Raw genomic sequence first — 18,026 nt, forward strand, 5'->3', positions numbered from 1 at the left:
GAGTGGTGGATGTGAAAAATAGAGTTAAATTTTATGGTGAAGATAAGAAAAAGGATATTGTGCTAAATGAGTTTTTTCCAAGAAAAACGGTTACATTGGCACAAGGTGAAGTTATAAAATACGGTCAGGCATTAGTTTATGATACAACTACTGGGAAATATAAGAAATATGATTCCAGCACACCTGGAGGTAAGTTGCCAAAAACTTTTTATGTCGGTGCGGATGAAGATGTGGATGCGACAACTGAAGATGTTAAGATTCAAGTTGTAAGGGCTAGTGATATTGATGGAAAACTTGTTGTTGGTCTAACTGATACAGATTATGCGGCACTTGATAACCTGGATAAATACGGAATAAATGTAAGATTTGATAATATTGAAGCAAAATAACAGAGGAGATGATTATAGATGTTAAACGATATACAATTAAAATTAATGGCTTTATATGCGGTTGTAGAGCCAAAGGTGCAGACGCACTATCTGGACAGATTTGGAAATGCAAATCCTGAATATATGAGCGACAATGAAACTATTCTTTTAAAAGATTTGAATGATTACTTGGTTGAAGCAAGTATTATTGAGCGTGGGAGTGAAATTCCTTTCATAAAGGTAAATGGTATGGAAAGTATGGCAATTACGCCTGATATTGTGGCTGCTTCTTATGAATTAAAACCTATTATGAATGGTGGAACTGCTACCTTTATTAATGGTCAAATGGTTGATCCGCAAAAATATCAGGAAGACAGATTGCTTTTAAAATTGAAAAATGCGATGTTGAAAACTAAGGAAAAAATGGCTGCTAATGCTTTCTTGCAAGGGAAATATGTTCAAGCAAATTCTCAAACTGAAATTGATTTTAAATTCAATAACCCGATTGCAAAAGATGCCAAGAAAATTAATAACTGGGTTACTTTTTTCTTTGACATAATTGATGACTATGAGAAAAAAAATGGGGTAATGCCTGACAGAATTGAATTAGGGAGAACTTTATTTGATAAGTTAATCAAAAACAATGAATTCATTGAAGTTGCAAAAGCCTATTCCAATTCAATTGGATTATCTGCTGATGAAAAACAAGTTTATTTAGACTTGCTAGGACAAAGAATTTCTAAATTGAGAACAGCTCAAGACTTTAATGGCAGAGATATTGCAACTGACAATATGATTTATTTATCAAATGACAATGCTTTAGTTCCTGTATTTGCGGCACTTGAAGCGGTGGATGCGACAGGAAAACCTTTTGTATTTGTTGGACAGGAAATACTGGATGAAACAGCTGCCAATAAAGAGACTGCAAGAGCTAAAATGTTCTGCAAATCAGCATTTGCTCCAGTAGTTGCTATTAAAGATTTTATTGTCAGATATGAAATTTCTAATGTGGACAGCATCGCCATTGTTCCCAACTCAAAATAGGAAGTGATTGATTATGCTGGAAAAGGTGGGAGGGACTTCTGAAAATGGAGCTGCTCCTGAACTTGATGAAAAGTTGTTAGAAAAAATATCTTATATTCCTAAAGTCGTATCTATTGAAGTTTGCAGATATTCCAAAAGGACGGCTCAAGAATTCATTGATTATATAAATAATCAGCTTGTCCCAGATTGTAAAATTTTTGTAACGATTTTTATAGGCGATGAGAAATATAAATTTTTGGATTCCGAAACAAAAAGAGTATTAAATGAGCTTTATGTGGCTTGGAAAATATATGAAAGCCTAGAGAAAGAAAAAATTTCAGAAGATAAGAGAGATACACTCTATAAGCTGCTGGAAAGTTTGAAAGGGAGTTCTGAAGATAGCAGCGGTTCAAGTCTTTTGAACGACAATAGATATGGACGGATTTATAGATTTTAGGAGCTGATGTGATGTTTGACATAGTATTTAAAAAATTTAAGGAAGAGCTGGAAAAAGATTATCCTGATTATGCGTTTTATATAACAGATGACTTGGAAGCCGAGGATTTTGTGATAAATTCAGTAATTTGTGAAATAAACGGAATTATTGTGAAAAATGCTAAAGAATACAGTGCTATACTGAATTTTTATATTATAAAGCCTAAAGTACAGGATGACTTGGGGAACTTTATTTTACAGGCGCTGGATATTCAAAAGAAAATACAAGATTTAGATGAGAACAGGAGAATATTCTTTTCTGAAAAAATGAGTTTACAATTTGGAGAACTGAAATCGGTAGAAGCAAAAGAAACTTTGAGGATATGTCTTATAACTGGGACATTTGATACAAGTTTTCCAATAAAATATGCAATTGACAATATGAAGGAATATAGTCCAGCTAAGAATATATATTTAAGTAAAAGGAGTGATGAATAATGAACGGGAGTCCAAAATTTGTTTTGGAAATCGAAGAAAGAGCAGGAACTGCCATTGCCAGAAGTGAGCAAGGAGTCATAGGAGTAGTGCTGTTTGACAGTACAAAAGATGACAGGGATTACACTTTTAACAGCAGAGGGGATGTGCGACAGACAGACTGGAGTACTGAAAATTTTAACTTGTTAAAAGATTTGGCATTTGTTGGAAGCCCTTATAAAGTTATTGTTAAAAGAGTAAAGGAAGATGAAAGGGAATCAATAAAAATAACAGATGTTTTGAGCGATTTGGAAAATAGAGTTGACAGTATAGTTATACCAAGTGCAACAGAAAGCGAGACAGATAATTTAATAAGCTACGCTAAAAGTAGACATAACACAGAATTGGGGAAATTAGCACTGGATTTTGACCAGGCCCACTTTTTTGTATTTGTTGCTTCGGATAAAGTACCGGATCATCACGCAGTGGTAAATTGCGGCATAACAGGAGCAACTGTGAGCGGTCATACATATAGTGATAAAGAATTTGCGCTCGCTATTGCTAGTATGGAAGCGGGATGTCCTATTTCAAGAAGTATTACAAATATGAAAATGGGATTCTTGGAAAAATGTGATGTTCCAGCAGAACCGGGTAAAATAACTAAACAAGGAAAAATAGCGGTCAATGTTCAAAAAGATGACAGCGGAATCAGCTATTATGTGATTAATCGTGGAGTTACTTCATTTATAACGCCTGATACTACTAGACAGCGTAGATTCAGCAAGGTTAAAGTCGTAAGAAGTTTATTCACGATAATCGAGGATTTGAAAAAGTCTTGGAATGACTATAAAGGTGCAAGATTAAATGGCTATTTAAATAAAATAGCTTTTCTAAATGCGGTCAATGCCTACACTCAAAGTCTTATGAATCAAGGAATATTAGACCCTGATTATTCAAATTCTTTTGATATTGATGTGGAGCGGCACAAATTATATTTGATGACAGAAAAAGGTATATCGAAGGAAGAAGTGGATAAAATGAGTGAAGCTAAACTTCGTAGAATTAATACGGTTGATGTAGTTTATGCAAGATGTGATGAATTAATGCCGCTTGACTGTATGGAAGACTTTTTTGGAAAAGCTATAATTCAAAGTTAAGAAAGGAATGATAAGGAATGGATATATTTAAGGCGAATCAGGTAATCTCTGGATCACATGGAACACTTATGATTGATGGTGAAGTATTTGCGGAAGTATCTGAAGTGAAAATAGAGACTAAAATAGAGAGAAAAGAAGTTTGGCTTCCTGGAGGACAGAAAGGTAAAAAGATTGTCGGTGCTAGTGGGGAAGGCACTATTAAAAGATATAAGTTAAATTCAAACTGGTTTAAGAAATTTACAAAATTAGCTAAGGGAAATGAAGTGTATTTTGAATTATATTTCCAAGTTGACGACCCTGATGTTGCGGGTGCTGAAGCAATTAGAATTACTGACTGCTGGAATGAGGATGGGTTTTCTATAGAAGCTAAGCGTGGGGAAGAAATGGACGAGGAATTGAAAATTGGTTATCTTCCAAAAGATCTTAAAGCGGTTGAATTAATTTAGAAGGGAGAAGTGATTCAATATGAATTTAAAGGAATTATTGAAAAGGCGTGAGGAAGCGAATAAAATTCGTGAAGAAAAATCATTGGTAGAATTTACTTTAGAAAGCTACAAAGACACTGTCTTTAAATTAAAAGTTCCTGACTTTAAAGCCTTTATAGAGCTTTGCGGTAAAATTGGAATTACGGATTTTACTATTTCAAAAAAAGAAATAGAACGAATATTTGCCGAAAAAATTACAAAATCAAATGCTGTTATTTGCGATTATTTATTTGATACTTTCGTGGAACCTAATTTTACAGATTTGGCAGGGGAACTGATGGTGGAACTAAAAGCACAAAGCAGAGCAGGGATTATTAAAAGTTTTTTTACTGACAACGAAATTATGGAAATATTAATTTTAGTTATAAATAAACAGACCGCTCTTTTTGAAAGCAGTAAGAATCCAAATGTTGTAGAATTAAAAAAAAAATAAATCAAAATATTTTTGATTCTGAACTTAATGCAATTATTTACTATATGCAAAAGGGCTGGACACCTGCTGATTTTAATCAAATACATGACGGCTATATTTGGGATTATTACATAGCGGCTTATGAGATTTTACAGGAAAAAGAAAATGAGAGATTTTCCGAATACTCTAAAATGGGGGTGATGTTGTATGGCGGATAGTGGAAATGTCGTGGCTATGGAAGTCAAGGTTGACGGGATAGACGAAGCTATATCAAAATTCAGTTCACTTGCAAAAAGTTTCGGAGAATTGTCACAGGCGGCTGAAACGGGCTCAGCTAGTAATGAAAAATTAGGAGAAAGTTTATCAAAAGCGGCGGACAGTGCCAACTCTTCAGGAGAAAAAGTAAAAAAACTAGGGGATGACGCACAAAAGACCGCAACAGATACAGAAAAACTTTCCAGTAATTCTAAAAAGGCTTCCGATGATGTGAAAAAACTGGGGGACGAAGCGGGAAAAAGTGGAGAGCAAATCAAGAAAGTAAAACCTGCTGCCGAGGGAACAGGAAATTCACTAATGAAAGCTTTTGGTGGTAAAGTGGCTTCGCTTATAAGTGTGATAGGCGGAAAACTTAAATTTTTAATAGAACCTTTGAAAAAAATAGGAAGTCTTGGAAAAAAGGCTTTTTCTTTTTTGACTGGAAGTCTTGGTGGGAGTATAGGAAATTTTGCCACTAAATTAAAAAATATTGCGAAGGCATCGGCTGAAGCTGGTGCAAGTGGTGGTGGAGTAGGAGCATTAGGTTCTGCATTAAAAGGAATTGCAGGACTTGCAACTGGTCCTGTTGGAGCAACTGTTGTTGCGATTGGTGCTCTTACTGCCGCAACAGCAGGTTTTGCTGTAAAAGCTGTACAGGCTTCTGGAAATTTTCAAAAAGGAATGAACATGGTTTACACGATGTTGCCGAATGCTTCACAGCAAACTAAAGATAAATTAAGCAAAGATGTATTGGATTTATCTCAAAAGTATGGACAAGCGGCTGATAATATTTCCGCTTCGATGTATCAGGCTTTATCCGCTGGTGTTGCGGCTAATGATGTTAAGGGATTTTTGGATGTAGCACAGCAAGCAACTATAGCCTCTGGTCTGAATGATACAGCAATTGCTGTGGATGGTATAAGTTCGGTTGTAAACGCCTTTGGTGCTAAAAATATAAGTGCCAAAAAAGCAAGTGATTTAATGTTTACGGCGGTAAGAAAAGGTAAAACTACTTTTGGCGAAATGGCGAGCAGTATTGCCCAAGTTTCCCCTGTAGCAAGTAGCTTAGGGGTACAGTTTAGTGATTTGACTGCTGTAGTAGCAACTATGACAGCAAAAGGAACACCTACAAGTGAGACAATGACACAAATGAAGGCTGCATTTAGTGAATTTTCAAAAGGTTCATCAACAGCTTCTAAAGAATTTAAAGCCGCAACAGGTAAATCGTTTAAAGATTTTATAGCACAAGGCGGAAATTTGCAGACTGCTATGCAGGCATTGGATCAGCATGCACAAAAAAGTGGTAAGAATATTAATGAATTTTTTGGAAGTGTTGAAGCGGGGTCATTTGCCTTGTCTGTTACTGGAAAAAATGCTAAAGATTTTGCAGAAAATATGAAAGAAATGCAAAACTCTGATGGTGCAACTGAACAGGCGTATAAGCAAATGGACCAAGGAATAGGGCCTTCGATTAATCGGATGAAGGCTTCAATGGCAAAAGGAATGATAGAAGCAGGACAAGCGATAACTCCAATGGCGACACAAATGGTTCAAAGTTTTGAAGGAGCTCTTCCGGCAATAGGGACGGCTTTTTCGAGTATAGGTCAGTCCTTTATGCCGTTAATTAGCAGCTGGTCAGGTGTAATTGGTGGGTTTTTCCAAACAATTCAAGCAAATGCAAGTCAATTTGGGGCATCTTTTCAAGGGCTTGGAAGTGTATTAACGGCGGTATTTTCTGGAATTGGAGCTGGAATATCAATATTAGGAGCTGTTTTTAATGCAGTTTTTGCAGTTATCATTAATCTTTTTGGAAGTTTTGCAAGTGCAGCAGGACTTGCTGGAGCACAGGGGCAAACTTTTTCCGCCACTATATCAGGTGCCTTCAGCACAATAGCTAGTGTAGTTGGAGGAGCCTTGCAATTCATAATGCCTCTTTTAGTTGGTTTGGCACAAATAATTGGTACTGTACTTGGAGGTGCAGTAAAAGCGATTACACAAACTTTTTTATTTTTTGGGAATGTTATTTCTAAAGTTGGCGGCTTCTTTAAGAAGTTATTTGGAAAAGATGATGCACAAAAAGCTACTGAAGCAATAAATGAGGTCAAAAAGGGTATGGAGGACTTGAATAACGAAGCATCGAAACCCACTCAAAACAGGTCGATATAAATGCTCAAATTAACACCCAAATGGCGCAAATGGGTGCTAATGGTCAATTAGCAGGTATGCAGATGCCACAAATTCCACAGCAGCAACCCATGGCAAATACACAATTACAGACAGTAAAACTTGATCCAACAGCAAAGGTTCAAATCGACCCAATGTCGCTTTCAGGTACGCAAATGAAAATAGATCCCGCGGCTTTTAATAATTTGCAGCAGGCGGTAAGACAATTGAGTTCAGATATTAAAGGAAATCCGCTTGATACAACTAGAAACAGTATTCTGGGAGAAATCAAAGGTCAGATTAGCGCATTGAAAGGTGAAATCGCTTCCACTAGAAGTTCAATTGTTGGAAAGTTAGGAGAAGTTGTAGGAGCAGTAAGGGCTATTAAAATTAATGTTAATGTTCCAGCGGCTCCAAGCGGAGATGCGATAGCGAATAAAATTGCAGCAAGTTTGCAGAAAGGATAGGTTATGGGACTACTGGATTATAAAATATTTATTAAATTTGACGAGAATGTTGATTATAAGGAGCTGGAATTTTTAGGAAATAAATCATTTAACACAATGGATTTTTTATCTCAAAAACTTGGTGACAATAATTTCATTGAAAAAGCGAAAGGAATGTTGGCAGGTGGTCTGAATGATCTAAAAGGAAAAGTTGACAGTATAGCAGGCGGAAATGCCTTATTTTCACAGATAAATAATAAGCTATCAGAATTGAAAGAATTTTATCTTTTCCCAGTTCCGCCTAGTGAAATGAAATTTAAAAGTATCGGTGGATGGGAAAGTATAGATACCGTAAATGGCATATTAAAACTTAAAAATAAGAAGAAATTACAGTCTCTAGCTTTTAGTTCTTTTATTCCGGAACAAAAATATAAATTTGCGGCGCACCATTTGCTTGACCCGTTTACAACATTTTTATTATTTAAATCACTGGAAATATCTGATAAACCAATACGGGTTATTTTAGTAGGGAAATTAGGGAAAGGAACTCTTAGTTCTATTTTAAATCCTGTTGATTTGAATTTTCTTGCAACTGTGAATAAATTTGAGTGCAGTTTTGACGCTATCGGAACACTAAATTTTGATATTGAATTTGAAGAGTTTCCAGAGTTTTCGGATATAGAAGAAGTTGAGGCGACTGAAGAAAAATTATTTTACAAGGTAAGTGGTAAAGATGAAAATAATAGTAACTGATCCGGACAGTAAAAGATATGATTTGACAAGCATTGTAAAAGATAATATTCAGTTATCAAGCAGTATCGACAATATTACAGCACAAATGGAGTTTGAACTCGCTTACAATTATAGGGAAGATATGCCATATCACACAATTGATTTGGATGAAGGAGCTTATTTTGTGGAACTTTATGACAATATGGAAACTCTGATATTTCAAGGGATAATTCCTAAAATTAGTGTAAACAGCAAGGCTCCTAAATTTACAGCTTATGACCCCGCTTTTTATATTTCAAGAATATCTGAAATCTTTCAATTTGATAATTTAGAAGCGGACAAATGTGTAAAAAAGATGTTAAATGAATTTGATATGCCTGTTGGAACTATCGAACCCTGTAGTGTGAAAATTGATGAATATTATTACAAGGAAAGTATCGCCGATATTATTAAAAAAATAATAGAAACTATAAAAGAGGATTCCGAGGAAAATTGGTATTTTTATTTTGCAGATAATGCTTTTCATTTTGCTAAACGAAATAGCGACAAATATTTAGATGGCAAAATACAGCCCAAAGAATATAAAATTTCTATTGGTGATGGATTTGTAAATATTTTTAATTTTATAAAAGATCCTAATTATTCAGTAAGTTTTGAAAATATGAGAAATAGTGTCATTGTCGTAGACGGAGATGATGAAAAAATGAATAAAGTTGATACAGCGAGAGATGAAGAAAATATCAAAAAATATGGATTGCTACAATATATGGTTAAACAAGAGAAGAACAACCAGGATAAGTCAGCTAAAAAAGGTAGAGAAAAGACCAAAGGCAATAAAACTGATAAAAAAGAGAATAAGAAAAATAATAAAAAAGCTGAAAAAACTAGGGTTAAAACTTCTAAACGAAATAAAGTAAGGGGTAAGAAGTAATGGCTAAAAACACAAAAAGAAATAAAAAAAGTAGCAAAAGTTCTAGTAAAAAAGATAATAAAGCTAATAAAAAATCTGGTAAAAGTGCAAAAGATAGTAAAAAATCGAAAAAGAAGCAAAAAGAGAAAAAACCCATAAAAGCTGTAAATGTTTTAAAAGAAAAAAATAAACTTGAGAAAACATTTACTTTGACAGTTCCTGGAGTACCAGTTTTAAGAGCAGGAGATTTGGTTAAGGTTCCTAAAAATAGCACCGGTATTGCTGGAATTTTTGAAGTTAAAAGTGTGAATCATAATTTTAGTCAAAAATACAGTTTTTACGGAATGGGGATATATTTTATGAGCTTAACTTTAAATTTAATAGCAGAATTGGAAGAAAATGAAGAAGAAAGCGAGTGATTTTTATGGATAAAGAAATGTTGCAACCTGAAGAAGCAAAACATTCAGAACCTAATAAGGCATTTGATAATTTAGCTCGGATTTTAAGGAAAAATTTTGGCAATCCTGATTGGAATGGACCTTTTTTGGGAAAAGTTGTAAAAGCACCTCCAAATTTAGAAGTTCAAATTGATGAAAGAATAATATTAAAGGCGGATAGAATTGTTGTAGCTTTTGAAAAAGTAGCAGGATATACCAGAGAATTTGAAGTTGAAGGGAATATTGAAATAGATGTGACTGATAGTGAGAACAAGGATTCTGGCGGAAACACACATAATAAAATAGCAGCAAAAGGGACATATAAAGCTAGTGGAACAAATAAGTGGACTGATGAGTTAAAAGTTGGGGATGAAGTCATCTTAAATGAATTTAAAAATCAGAAAAAGTTTTATTTGGTAGACAAGGCTTATTATTATAAGGCAGGTGGATAAGATGTTACCTAATTCAGCGATTACAGCTCTTGATGTGTATTCTAGTACTAAAAATTTGGAATACGACAATTCTGAAGTTTATCTTGATTTGAAATGGGATTTTAAAAAAGGTGATTTTGTTTATGAAAAAGGAACCCCGGTTCTTTTAACAACAAAAAAGGAAATTGTCAAACAATGGGTTATTAAATGTTTGATTGTTACTAAAAATGCTTGGAGAGTGTACTATAAGGATATATTTCCATTTGGTGTAGGAATTAACAAGTACAAAGGCATAAATCCCCTGTATCAAGATTATGCTCAAAGTGAGATTAAAAGAGAGATAATATCTGCATTGAAAGAACACGATTATATAAAATCAATTATAAATTATTATTCTGAATTTAAAGAAGATAAACTAAGTTTTGAGTTCGATATAGTGTTAAAAGGCGGAGAAAAAGAAATGCTCAACATTTCTGAAACAATTGAATTTAAAGATTTTTAATCGGAAGAAGGTGAAGAAATGGTAACTAGAAAAGATATAGATATTTATGAAAATGATATAAACAGTTTAGTATCGGATATATTTAATGGTGAATTTATGATTAAGTATAGTGACACCGCTGGAAGTTTTACGGCAGATATTGTGAGAGCATTTTCAACAGAATTAATTGTGCAACAGAAATTATATAATGAAATGTCAAAGAACTACAATGCCGATACGGCTGAAGGCATTTATCTTGACAGTATTTGTAAAGAAGACTATATCTTTAGGAAAAAAGCAACTACGGCGACTGGAATAGTTAGAATTTATGGGACAAGTGGAGCATTGATTCAAAAAGGAATGCTAGTAGCAAGTAATAATTGCGTATACACTATTGCTGAATCGAAAATAGTAGCATACAAAGAAACTGGAACAGTTGGATATAGTGATGTTAATGTTGTTGCAAATATCGCTGGAATAATTGGAAATTGTGGAATCGGGGAAATAAATAAATTCCCTGAAAGTTATGTCGGACTTGAAAAAGTAGAAAATCTTAATATTATTTCGGATGGAACAGATGAAGAGAATGATGCAGAATTGCGAGAGAGAAGAAGAAAAATATTATCGGTCCCAAGTGTAAATTACAACACAAATATGATTAAAGAAATGATATTAAATAAATTTAAGAATGTGAAGAAATTAAGAGTAATTCCAAGATGGAATGGTAAAGGGACAGCTAAAATTATTGGAATTGGTGAAGCTGGGATGAAATTAAAAGATGAAGAGCTGAACGATATAAAAACATATTTGGATAATGAAATTATAACAGACGCGGAATTTACGGTAAAAACTATCAAAGAGAAAAGTATAAGTCTCACATTTGAAGCTATATTAAACAAAGAATACAATGAGCAAAGTGCGATTGAACTTACAAAAAATATTTTAAATCAAGTGTTTTTAGATAAATTGTTTGAAGAGAATAGAATTTATTATGCGGAAGTAATTGATAAGTTGTTAGAAATAAAAGCATTTAAGAAAATTTCAAATATAGATATTAATAACACTAAAGAGGATATTATATTGGAAGATGAAGATTTAATAAGTGTTTTAAATATAACACTGAAAACTTTAGATTAATTTTAGGAGGAAAAAATGAGCGGATTCACATTAGGGGCAAAAGCTAAAATATTGAATACACTGTTTGAAGGCAAAACATATTATGCTGGGCTTTTGACAGCAGTTACAACGGGAGAAAATGGAAAAGAAAATGCTACGGAGCTTGTTTCAGCTTCGTATACAAGAAGGGCTATAAATTTCGGGTCAACAACATCGAATGAAACAAGTAACTTGGCTTCAGTAAAATTTCCTGAAGCAAGGGAAGACTGGGGGCGTGTAATAGGAATTGGAATTTATGATTCAATAACTGATGGAAATTTAATAAATTATGCTACTTTTGACGCAAGAGATGAAGTTATAATTCATGCTTTAATGCAATATGAGATAGCCAAAAATTTTTATGTGATTGGATTTAGAAACTAATGGCAAAAAATGTACACCAAAAGTCAACTGAATATATTAAAGATAATTTTAATGAAAATGAATTATCAAATTTCTATGTGAGGGATTTTGTAAATGATGGTAGAGATAAAGAGGTTGCTACGATTAAAAGTAATCCCAAAACAGCTAATTTTGTTAAACATACTAAAAAATTATCTGAAATGACAGCGTTAGAGCTATTGAATTATACAGTAAGCGATTTTTCATTCTTTGTAGGATTAGATGACTATGTAAATTTCAAGCAAAAGATTACTGAAAAGCAATTCCCGGTACTCTTTGTATATGATGACGATTATGCGGATGTTATGTATAATCTTGCTAAAAATGATTATTATAACAGTATGATAAAATCGCTTCCAGGAGCACTCAGAAATTCATCTCTCATTCAGGATATATTTCATTTTGCAGATGTTGAGCTAAAATCATTGGAATTTAAAATAGGAACTTTAATAAAAAACAGAAGATTTACAACGGCAAGAAGCGAAATTTTGGAAAAATTAGAGGGAAAATATGGATTAGTCTCAAGTAAAAATTTGGCAACAATATTTAAAATAAACAGAATTATAGCAAAAAGAATTTTAAGGCGATCGACCACTCTAAAGTATTTTGAAGATACAATGAAGCTGTATTTTATTTTCAATGATAGTGTAACAATAACAAACGATAAGAATAATTTCCAATATGTAGTAAATTTCCATTCATCCGTTGTAGATAAAGAATATTTAGAATACTGGCTAGAATTGATTTATGAAGTCATTCCAGTTTGGTATGATGTAAAAATTGTGTATTAGTTGAAAGGAGATAAAATGAAACAAGCGACATTAGATTTAATAAAAAATGTAGATGAAAATACTTTTATACCGGCAAATACTAAAAACGAACTTTTTGAGCTATTTCAGTTAGACACGGTTGCTGATTTGAGAAAAGTATCAAGGAATTTTATGAAGTTGTATGAGATATTGGAACATCTCGATGATCAAACTTCGAGCGCAACAACAGAAAAAGCAGGAATTGTTAAATTCGGCATAGAAACAGGAGACGTGATAGATGCAGAAACTTGGAAACAAGCAATAGGACAATCTTTAGGTGGATATATAAGTAAAGTTGAAAGCAAAGAAGCTGGGAAATGGTACATAAATGATTTGACAGATGGGAAAATTTATAAATGTATCCAAAATCATACGAGTAAAAGTTTTGACATTACTAAATTTGTGGATATTACAAACGTTGGTATTTCGGACAAAGTAGAAAATTTGTTTGAATTTAAAAACGGACAGTTTAAAATTGGAAACATAATTTTTAAATTTGGAATTACAAATTATTATGCAAGAGACGGAATTAGAGCAACACCATTTTCTTACAGCGTGCCGTTTCCTAACGCCACTATTTTTCTTTCAGCAACAGATATAGGCGGTGGAGCAAATTCAGTAAGTCTTAAAAATGACGGAAACTTCGGATTCAGCTCGTGGGCAAAAAAAGATGGAATTTTTTCTGATACAACATTCTGGTGGCTTGCTATAGGATATTAAAATCCAACTGCCAGCCAGCGAAATCCAGTTTTCGTGTATTTTAAACTGCCAGGGTCTGTTCCAAATAGTCTGAAAACTTCATTGGTAACAGGAACTGTTCCAATTACATGTGTTCCGGGACCGTCATCAGACACAACAATCTGATAATCTGTTGACTCAAAAGGTGTGTTTAGATTTATTAAATCATTTCCATTCGGTGCTGTATTAGCTCCCCATTGTATCGTTAGCCCAAAAGGAAATTTTATCCAATTTTTTCCAAATGTGAATAAATTTTCTATTCTATAATATTAGTAAATATTATAGAGGAGATGATAAAAAATGGAATTGAAATTAATCAAAGGGAGAAATGCACAGATATATTTAGAGTATCTTAACAGTAGCATAGCAAAGAACGAAGCAACTAAAAACACGACTTACAAGACATATCTTAACAACATGAAACAGTTTGTTAAGTATATCAAGAAGTATGAAAACAATCGTTACTTGCTTAGTAAAGATACTTTGAAAATTATTGTGAGCGTATTGGAACGATATATTCGTTATTGCAGGGAAGTGAAAGGGAATAATGCTAGAACTATCAATAATAAGATAACAGCGATTAGTAGCTTTTACATTTGGTCAGTTAAGCGTGATTTAATAGCAACACATCCGTTTAGGGATAAATTGGATAGATTGAAGGTTACAGATGTGGAGAAACGGAGAAATAGTTATTATTTGAGCAATAAAGAGATTATTGAAATTAATGTCAAAATGGAAATGGATAAAAGATTTGATTTGCAAGACAGAATCATATTTAATTTGATTATTGACACGGCTTGTAGGATTTCGGCATTGCATTCGATAAAATTGGGAAATATTGACTTGGAGAATGGGATAATAAGTGGAATCGTGGAAAAGGAACAGAAGATTGTGGAGTTTGCAATATTCGAGGAAACAACAGAACTGATAAAGGAGTGGTTGAGATGTAGAAATGATAGTGTTGAATACTTACTAGTGACTAAATACAACGGAGTATTTAAGCAAATGAGCAAAAGCACAATAAGAGATAGAGTTAGAAAAATTGGAAAGTTAGTCGGAATAGATAATTTATATCCGCACTCACTAAGAAAAACAAGCATTAATCTTATTGCAAAAACAGCTGGGATTGACCTAGCCAGTGAATTTGCAAATCATAGCGGAACAGATGTAACTAAAAAGCACTATGTTAAGAAAACAAGTGCGAGAGATAGAAAAAACAAACTATTAGAAATTCGCAAAAAAGCAGGATTTTAACAGTAAAAAGTAAATAAATTTATGAATTTGTGCAGAATTTTAAAAAATATTTATTGATTTTATTGACTTTATGCATATTTTAGATTTTAATAATTTAATAAAAATGCATGCAAGCATAAATTAAAATCATTTCAAAGTCTTTAAAAATCAGTATTTGTATTTTTAAATTTCGTGCAAATTCATAAGTTAGCACAAAATAAAATTAAAGAAATGGAGTGATAAGAATGGAAGGATTTAGAATATATTTATACGATAAAAATGGGAATATAATAGGTATATTTCTAGCACCATCACAGAAAGAATTTGAGGTTGATAAATTGAAATATTGTAGTGAATATATAGAAGGGGAAAATTTTATATCCTACACAGAAATTAAAAATCCAATCTTGGACAAAAAAACTGGAGAACTTAGAGAAATGACTATTTCAGAACGAGTTCAAGCAGGAATATTAATTTTATCAGACGGAAGTTATTTGGATGAGGTTAATGAAACAATTGTTACTATTGCAAAACCAAATGAGTGGAGCATTTGGGATAAAGACTCTCACACTTGGAAAGTTGACAATGATTTATTAAATGCAAAATTAAAAGAATTAAGAGAAAAAGCATTAAAAGACTTAGCCGAAGCTAAATCAAGCTTTTTGAACCAGCCGCTTGAAATCGAAAAAGATAGCAAAAAATATACTTTTGAGAACAACGAAAGAAACAGAAACAGTTTGTCTCTTAAAATATCGCTAATGTGGGCTTTAGAGCAAGAAAAAATTGAAAAAGTAAAAGTCTTAAATGAGCAAAAAATGGTTGAATTTATTGAGTTGAACAGAACGGAATTAAAGGGTTTGGCTAAAAAGATTCAAGATATTATTGAGATTGCAGATGTAGCAGAACAAATGGCAGTAGCGGGAATCAGCAGATACACTATTGAACAGATGTTAGAGCTTAATGTAAGTGATTTTTTTCAAAATTAATTAAAAGGAGTGATTTAAATGGACAGATTTGAGAAAATATTTGATTATTTGCTGAAAGTTGAGGGTGGATACTCAAACGACAAAAATGATAGAGGAGGTAAAACAAAATATGGAATTATAGAATCAGAAGCTAGAAAATATGGATACAAAGGTGAAATGAGAGATATACCGCTTGAGATAGCAAGAGATATTTATAATAAGAAATACTATCATAGAAATGGGCTTGATACTTTAAAATCAGACAAGATAGCTTTATCAATTTGCGACTTTGTAGTAAACGCTGGAAAATGGGGAGCTAAAAAAGCACAGGCTGCACTTAATGAATTAGGATTTGATTTGAGAGTGGACGGAATTTTAGGAGAAAAAAGTTTAGCTGCGTTAAATGAAGTTGATGAAAATAAATTTTTGGAAAAATATCACGATTTGCAGAGAAGATATTATAAAGTAATAGCAGCAAACAGACCATCACAAAAAGTTTTTTTGAAAGGGTGGCTTAACAGAGTGGATAGAAAAGAAAATTATTTAAAATCAATCTAAAAACAGCTTTGATATAAGCCAAATAAGAGCATAAAAGGAATACTTTTGATGTTGAAGTTACCTAATGAGTTGATTTGTCTTAAAACGCTTGTTAGGTGGCTTAGAATGAATATTAAGAAAGATAAGGAAAAGGGAGCAATAAAAATGAACGATTATAAATCAAGATTAAGAAAAGAACTGGAAGATTTGAATTTTAAAATCGAAAAATTGAATAACTTCATTGAAAAAAATGATATTTTTAAAACAATAGATTCGGAAGAACAAGAATTGTTAAAAGAACAAAGGGAAATAATGACTAAATATGCAAACATTTTAAGAAAAAGAATAAAATAGGAGATGATAAAAATGGATAAATTAGCAGCAAAAATATATTTGACAGGAAAAATTTTAGAATTAGGAAAGACTTTAATCTATAAAACAGAAATAGCTGCAAAAGGAAAAGCTGGAGCAGAAAAATTTAAGCAGGTATATGAAGGCTTCTGGGATAAGCTGGAAGATCTGTTAAAAAAAGAAAAATCAATTGACAGAAAATGGATTCCTGACTTTGCAGAAGAAATTGGTGAAGAAGTTCTAACAGAAGTTTTAAAAGAAGCCAGAAAGACGTTTGACTTAAAAGTTATACTGCAACAAATTTTCGATGAGGAAAAAGCAGGGAACAAAAACATATTGTAGGAGCATAAATGATAGAGGACTTAAAAATAATAATTGACAATCACGGACTTTTCTTGATCTTATTTTTTAGCGGAGTATTATTTGGTGTAGTGGCTCAAAAAATGGTTGACAACAAGCCTGTCAAGCCATATTTGAAAAGAATAGCAGTTGCTGGAATGACTATGTCAATAACATTGTCTTTAAACAAGATAATAGGACATTTTTCGGCAGAATACTTATATCCGTGGAGTCCAGTTTTTGGATTTTTTGGAGAGGCATTGCTGGAAACGATAAACCAAAAAAGATATGGCATTAGTACAGGCTTTTTAGAATTGCTGCTGGAAAAGCTGGGGTTTGTCAAAAAGGATAAAGGTGATGATAATGGAAAAGCATCGCAAAAGTAGAAAATTAGCGTTTATTATGCTAGCCGTTATATTTTTAAATTCGGTTTTGACATTGAAGTTAAGAAATTATCAAAGACATCAGAACTTGAATTTATTAAGAAGCAGGTTAAAAAGTGAAAGCAATAAAGAGATTTTTGATAATATCGAAGAAAAATCAAAAAAAGAGGATATGTTGCTATTAATCGGAACAAATATGGCGGCATTGATAATTATTGCTGGATTTGATAGGCAAAGAATGGTTGATGAAGATAAAGAGAAAAAGATAGTTGTCAAAATATTCGGAAGATAGCCAGAAATGGCTATCTTTTTTTGTGGAATGAAAAAGTCACAATATTTTTTAAATAAAGTGATGAAAAAATACGAAAATTTAAAATCTCCTACATCATTAAAATACCTTATCTATATTTTATAAAAAATTGTTGGTAAAATATAAAACATGTTGTATAATAGTCTTGTGAAAGGAGAGGAAATGAGAAAAATAAAACAAAAGAACAGTTTTACAAAAAAGGATTATAGACATTTTTTAGTAAGCGAAGTAAAAAAGGAATTTGGAAATGATGCTAAAAAATATGTAGACTGGGAACTAGGAGTGCTGGAAACAGGATTAAAAATGACAGGAAGTATTGAAATGTTAGATATTTTAAATAAATATAGAAACGATTTAATAGAAACAATACTATCTAAAGATAATGAGATTATACAAACTGTAATGGCAAATACTTTAAGTGATTATAGAGAAATGAAAAAAAACAGAAACTAAATATGATAAAATAAAAATTGACAAATAAGAAAATAATGTTATATTTTTAATAGAAAATACAGGATAAAGTAAAAGAGACTGAAATATGCCTCTTTTTGAATTTTAGTACCTTTTTAGTACTTTTATACTTTATAAATACTTT

Annotated in this window: 28 protein-coding genes; 27 read left to right on the forward strand and 1 reads right to left on the reverse strand. The window is 32.4% G+C overall.

Annotation, left to right across the window (positions count from 1 at the left end):
• Positions 1-11 precede the first annotated feature (11 nt).
• The 19 genes from BCB68_RS07345 to BCB68_RS07430 all read left to right on the forward strand — a co-directional run bounded on the left by BCB68_RS07345 (position 12) and on the right by BCB68_RS07430 (position 13,295).
• Positions 12-389 carry a head decoration protein gene (locus BCB68_RS07345; RefSeq protein WP_094080186.1) on the forward strand — a complete coding sequence of 126 codons (378 nt, stop codon included), beginning with the start codon at positions 12-14 and terminating at the stop codon, positions 387-389.
• 18 nt (positions 390-407) lie between these two features.
• Complete coding sequence (locus BCB68_RS07350) at positions 408-1,412, forward strand: major capsid protein (RefSeq protein ID WP_060917196.1); 1,005 nt, start codon at positions 408-410, stop codon at positions 1,410-1,412.
• A 13-nt stretch (positions 1,413-1,425) separates the two neighbouring features.
• Complete coding sequence (locus BCB68_RS07355) at positions 1,426-1,848, forward strand: hypothetical protein (RefSeq protein WP_094080187.1); 423 nt, start codon at positions 1,426-1,428, stop codon at positions 1,846-1,848.
• Positions 1,849-1,859: 11 nt separating this feature from the next.
• Positions 1,860-2,324 carry a hypothetical protein gene (locus tag BCB68_RS07360; protein ID WP_094080188.1) on the forward strand — a complete coding sequence of 155 codons (465 nt, stop codon included), beginning with the start codon at positions 1,860-1,862 and terminating at the stop codon, positions 2,322-2,324.
• A complete protein-coding gene (locus BCB68_RS07365) occupies positions 2,324-3,457 on the forward strand; it encodes a phage tail sheath C-terminal domain-containing protein (RefSeq protein ID WP_094080189.1) in 1,134 nt (377 codons plus the stop codon). Before BCB68_RS07360 ends, BCB68_RS07365 begins: the two co-directional genes overlap by 1 nt.
• A gap of 17 nt (positions 3,458-3,474) precedes the next feature.
• Positions 3,475-3,903, forward strand: a complete 429-nt coding sequence (locus tag BCB68_RS07370; protein WP_094080190.1) for a phage tail tube protein — start codon at positions 3,475-3,477, stop codon at positions 3,901-3,903.
• Between the two features lie 19 nt (positions 3,904-3,922).
• Positions 3,923-4,375 (forward strand): hypothetical protein, encoded by a 453-nt coding sequence (locus BCB68_RS07375; protein ID WP_094080191.1) that lies wholly within the window; start codon positions 3,923-3,925, stop codon positions 4,373-4,375.
• 44 nt (positions 4,376-4,419) lie between these two features.
• Positions 4,420-4,572: a hypothetical protein gene (locus BCB68_RS10575; protein WP_157697372.1), complete on the forward strand. Its 153-nt coding sequence runs from the start codon at positions 4,420-4,422 to the stop codon at positions 4,570-4,572.
• Positions 4,562-6,775, forward strand: coding sequence for a phage tail tape measure protein (locus BCB68_RS07380; protein WP_094080192.1), 2,214 nt, complete (start codon positions 4,562-4,564; stop codon positions 6,773-6,775). The genes BCB68_RS10575 and BCB68_RS07380 overlap by 11 nt, the downstream gene beginning before the upstream one ends.
• A gap of 62 nt (positions 6,776-6,837) precedes the next feature.
• Complete coding sequence (locus BCB68_RS07385; protein WP_094080193.1) at positions 6,838-7,239, forward strand: hypothetical protein; 402 nt, start codon at positions 6,838-6,840, stop codon at positions 7,237-7,239.
• Positions 7,240-7,242: 3 nt separating this feature from the next.
• Positions 7,243-7,971: a hypothetical protein gene (locus BCB68_RS07390; protein ID WP_094080194.1), complete on the forward strand. Its 729-nt coding sequence runs from the start codon at positions 7,243-7,245 to the stop codon at positions 7,969-7,971.
• On the forward strand, positions 7,952-8,881 hold the full coding sequence (locus BCB68_RS07395; RefSeq protein ID WP_094080195.1) for an XkdQ/YqbQ family protein: 930 nt from the start codon (positions 7,952-7,954) through the stop codon (positions 8,879-8,881). The genes BCB68_RS07390 and BCB68_RS07395 overlap by 20 nt, the downstream gene beginning before the upstream one ends.
• Entirely contained in the window at positions 8,881-9,279 is a 399-nt protein-coding gene (locus tag BCB68_RS07400) for an XkdQ/YqbQ family protein (RefSeq protein ID WP_094080196.1), read from the forward strand. Before BCB68_RS07395 ends, BCB68_RS07400 begins: the two co-directional genes overlap by 1 nt.
• Positions 9,280-9,284: 5 nt before the next feature.
• Positions 9,285-9,749, forward strand: a complete 465-nt coding sequence (locus BCB68_RS07405; RefSeq protein WP_157697374.1) for a DUF2577 family protein — start codon at positions 9,285-9,287, stop codon at positions 9,747-9,749.
• 1 nt (position 9,750) lies between these two features.
• Entirely contained in the window at positions 9,751-10,230 is a 480-nt protein-coding gene (locus tag BCB68_RS07410) for a DUF2634 domain-containing protein (protein ID WP_094080198.1), read from the forward strand.
• An 18-nt stretch (positions 10,231-10,248) separates the two neighbouring features.
• Positions 10,249-11,346, forward strand: a complete 1,098-nt coding sequence (locus BCB68_RS07415; protein WP_094080199.1) for a baseplate J/gp47 family protein — start codon at positions 10,249-10,251, stop codon at positions 11,344-11,346.
• Positions 11,347-11,361: 15 nt separating this feature from the next.
• The gene (locus tag BCB68_RS07420; protein ID WP_094080200.1) at positions 11,362-11,748 is read left to right on the forward strand and encodes a phage tail fiber protein; all 387 of its coding nucleotides are present in this window, start codon (positions 11,362-11,364) and stop codon (positions 11,746-11,748) included.
• Positions 11,748-12,557 carry a hypothetical protein gene (locus BCB68_RS07425; protein WP_094080201.1) on the forward strand — a complete coding sequence of 270 codons (810 nt, stop codon included), beginning with the start codon at positions 11,748-11,750 and terminating at the stop codon, positions 12,555-12,557. The genes BCB68_RS07420 and BCB68_RS07425 overlap by 1 nt, the downstream gene beginning before the upstream one ends.
• Positions 12,558-12,572: 15 nt before the next feature.
• Entirely contained in the window at positions 12,573-13,295 is a 723-nt protein-coding gene (locus BCB68_RS07430; protein ID WP_094080202.1) for a hypothetical protein, read from the forward strand.
• Here BCB68_RS07430 and BCB68_RS11060 read toward each other — a convergent pair.
• On the reverse strand, positions 13,292-13,573 hold the full coding sequence (locus BCB68_RS11060; RefSeq protein ID WP_442915279.1) for a gp53-like domain-containing protein: 282 nt from the start codon (positions 13,571-13,573) through the stop codon (positions 13,292-13,294). The two genes, BCB68_RS07430 and BCB68_RS11060, sit on opposite strands and share 4 nt — an antisense overlap.
• A 40-nt stretch (positions 13,574-13,613) precedes the next feature.
• Between BCB68_RS11060 and BCB68_RS07435 the strand changes: the two genes are divergently transcribed.
• From BCB68_RS07435 to BCB68_RS07470, 8 genes are all read left to right on the forward strand, one after another.
• Complete coding sequence (locus tag BCB68_RS07435) at positions 13,614-14,567, forward strand: tyrosine-type recombinase/integrase (protein ID WP_094080203.1); 954 nt, start codon at positions 13,614-13,616, stop codon at positions 14,565-14,567.
• 224 nt (positions 14,568-14,791) lie between these two features.
• Positions 14,792-15,532 carry a hypothetical protein gene (locus tag BCB68_RS07440; RefSeq protein ID WP_237048591.1) on the forward strand — a complete coding sequence of 247 codons (741 nt, stop codon included), beginning with the start codon at positions 14,792-14,794 and terminating at the stop codon, positions 15,530-15,532.
• 18 nt (positions 15,533-15,550) lie between these two features.
• A complete protein-coding gene (locus BCB68_RS07445; protein ID WP_094080204.1) occupies positions 15,551-16,069 on the forward strand; it encodes a glycoside hydrolase family 108 protein in 519 nt (172 codons plus the stop codon).
• Between the two features lie 105 nt (positions 16,070-16,174).
• Complete coding sequence (locus BCB68_RS07450; protein ID WP_216639342.1) at positions 16,175-16,402, forward strand: crAss001_48 related protein; 228 nt, start codon at positions 16,175-16,177, stop codon at positions 16,400-16,402.
• Between the two features lie 12 nt (positions 16,403-16,414).
• Entirely contained in the window at positions 16,415-16,741 is a 327-nt protein-coding gene (locus BCB68_RS07455) for a universal stress protein (RefSeq protein ID WP_094079876.1), read from the forward strand.
• An 8-nt stretch (positions 16,742-16,749) separates the two neighbouring features.
• The gene (locus BCB68_RS07460) at positions 16,750-17,124 is read left to right on the forward strand and encodes a hypothetical protein (RefSeq protein ID WP_068154687.1); all 375 of its coding nucleotides are present in this window, start codon (positions 16,750-16,752) and stop codon (positions 17,122-17,124) included.
• Positions 17,102-17,413: a hypothetical protein gene (locus tag BCB68_RS07465; RefSeq protein WP_237048592.1), complete on the forward strand. Its 312-nt coding sequence runs from the start codon at positions 17,102-17,104 to the stop codon at positions 17,411-17,413. The genes BCB68_RS07460 and BCB68_RS07465 overlap by 23 nt, the downstream gene beginning before the upstream one ends.
• Before the next feature lie 180 nt (positions 17,414-17,593).
• Positions 17,594-17,884 carry a hypothetical protein gene (locus BCB68_RS07470; protein ID WP_094080206.1) on the forward strand — a complete coding sequence of 97 codons (291 nt, stop codon included), beginning with the start codon at positions 17,594-17,596 and terminating at the stop codon, positions 17,882-17,884.
• Positions 17,885-18,026: the final 142 nt, after the last annotated feature.

This window comes from Leptotrichia sp. oral taxon 498 (genome assembly GCF_002240055.1).
GTDB lineage: Bacteria > Fusobacteriota > Fusobacteriia > Fusobacteriales > Leptotrichiaceae > Leptotrichia > Leptotrichia rugosa.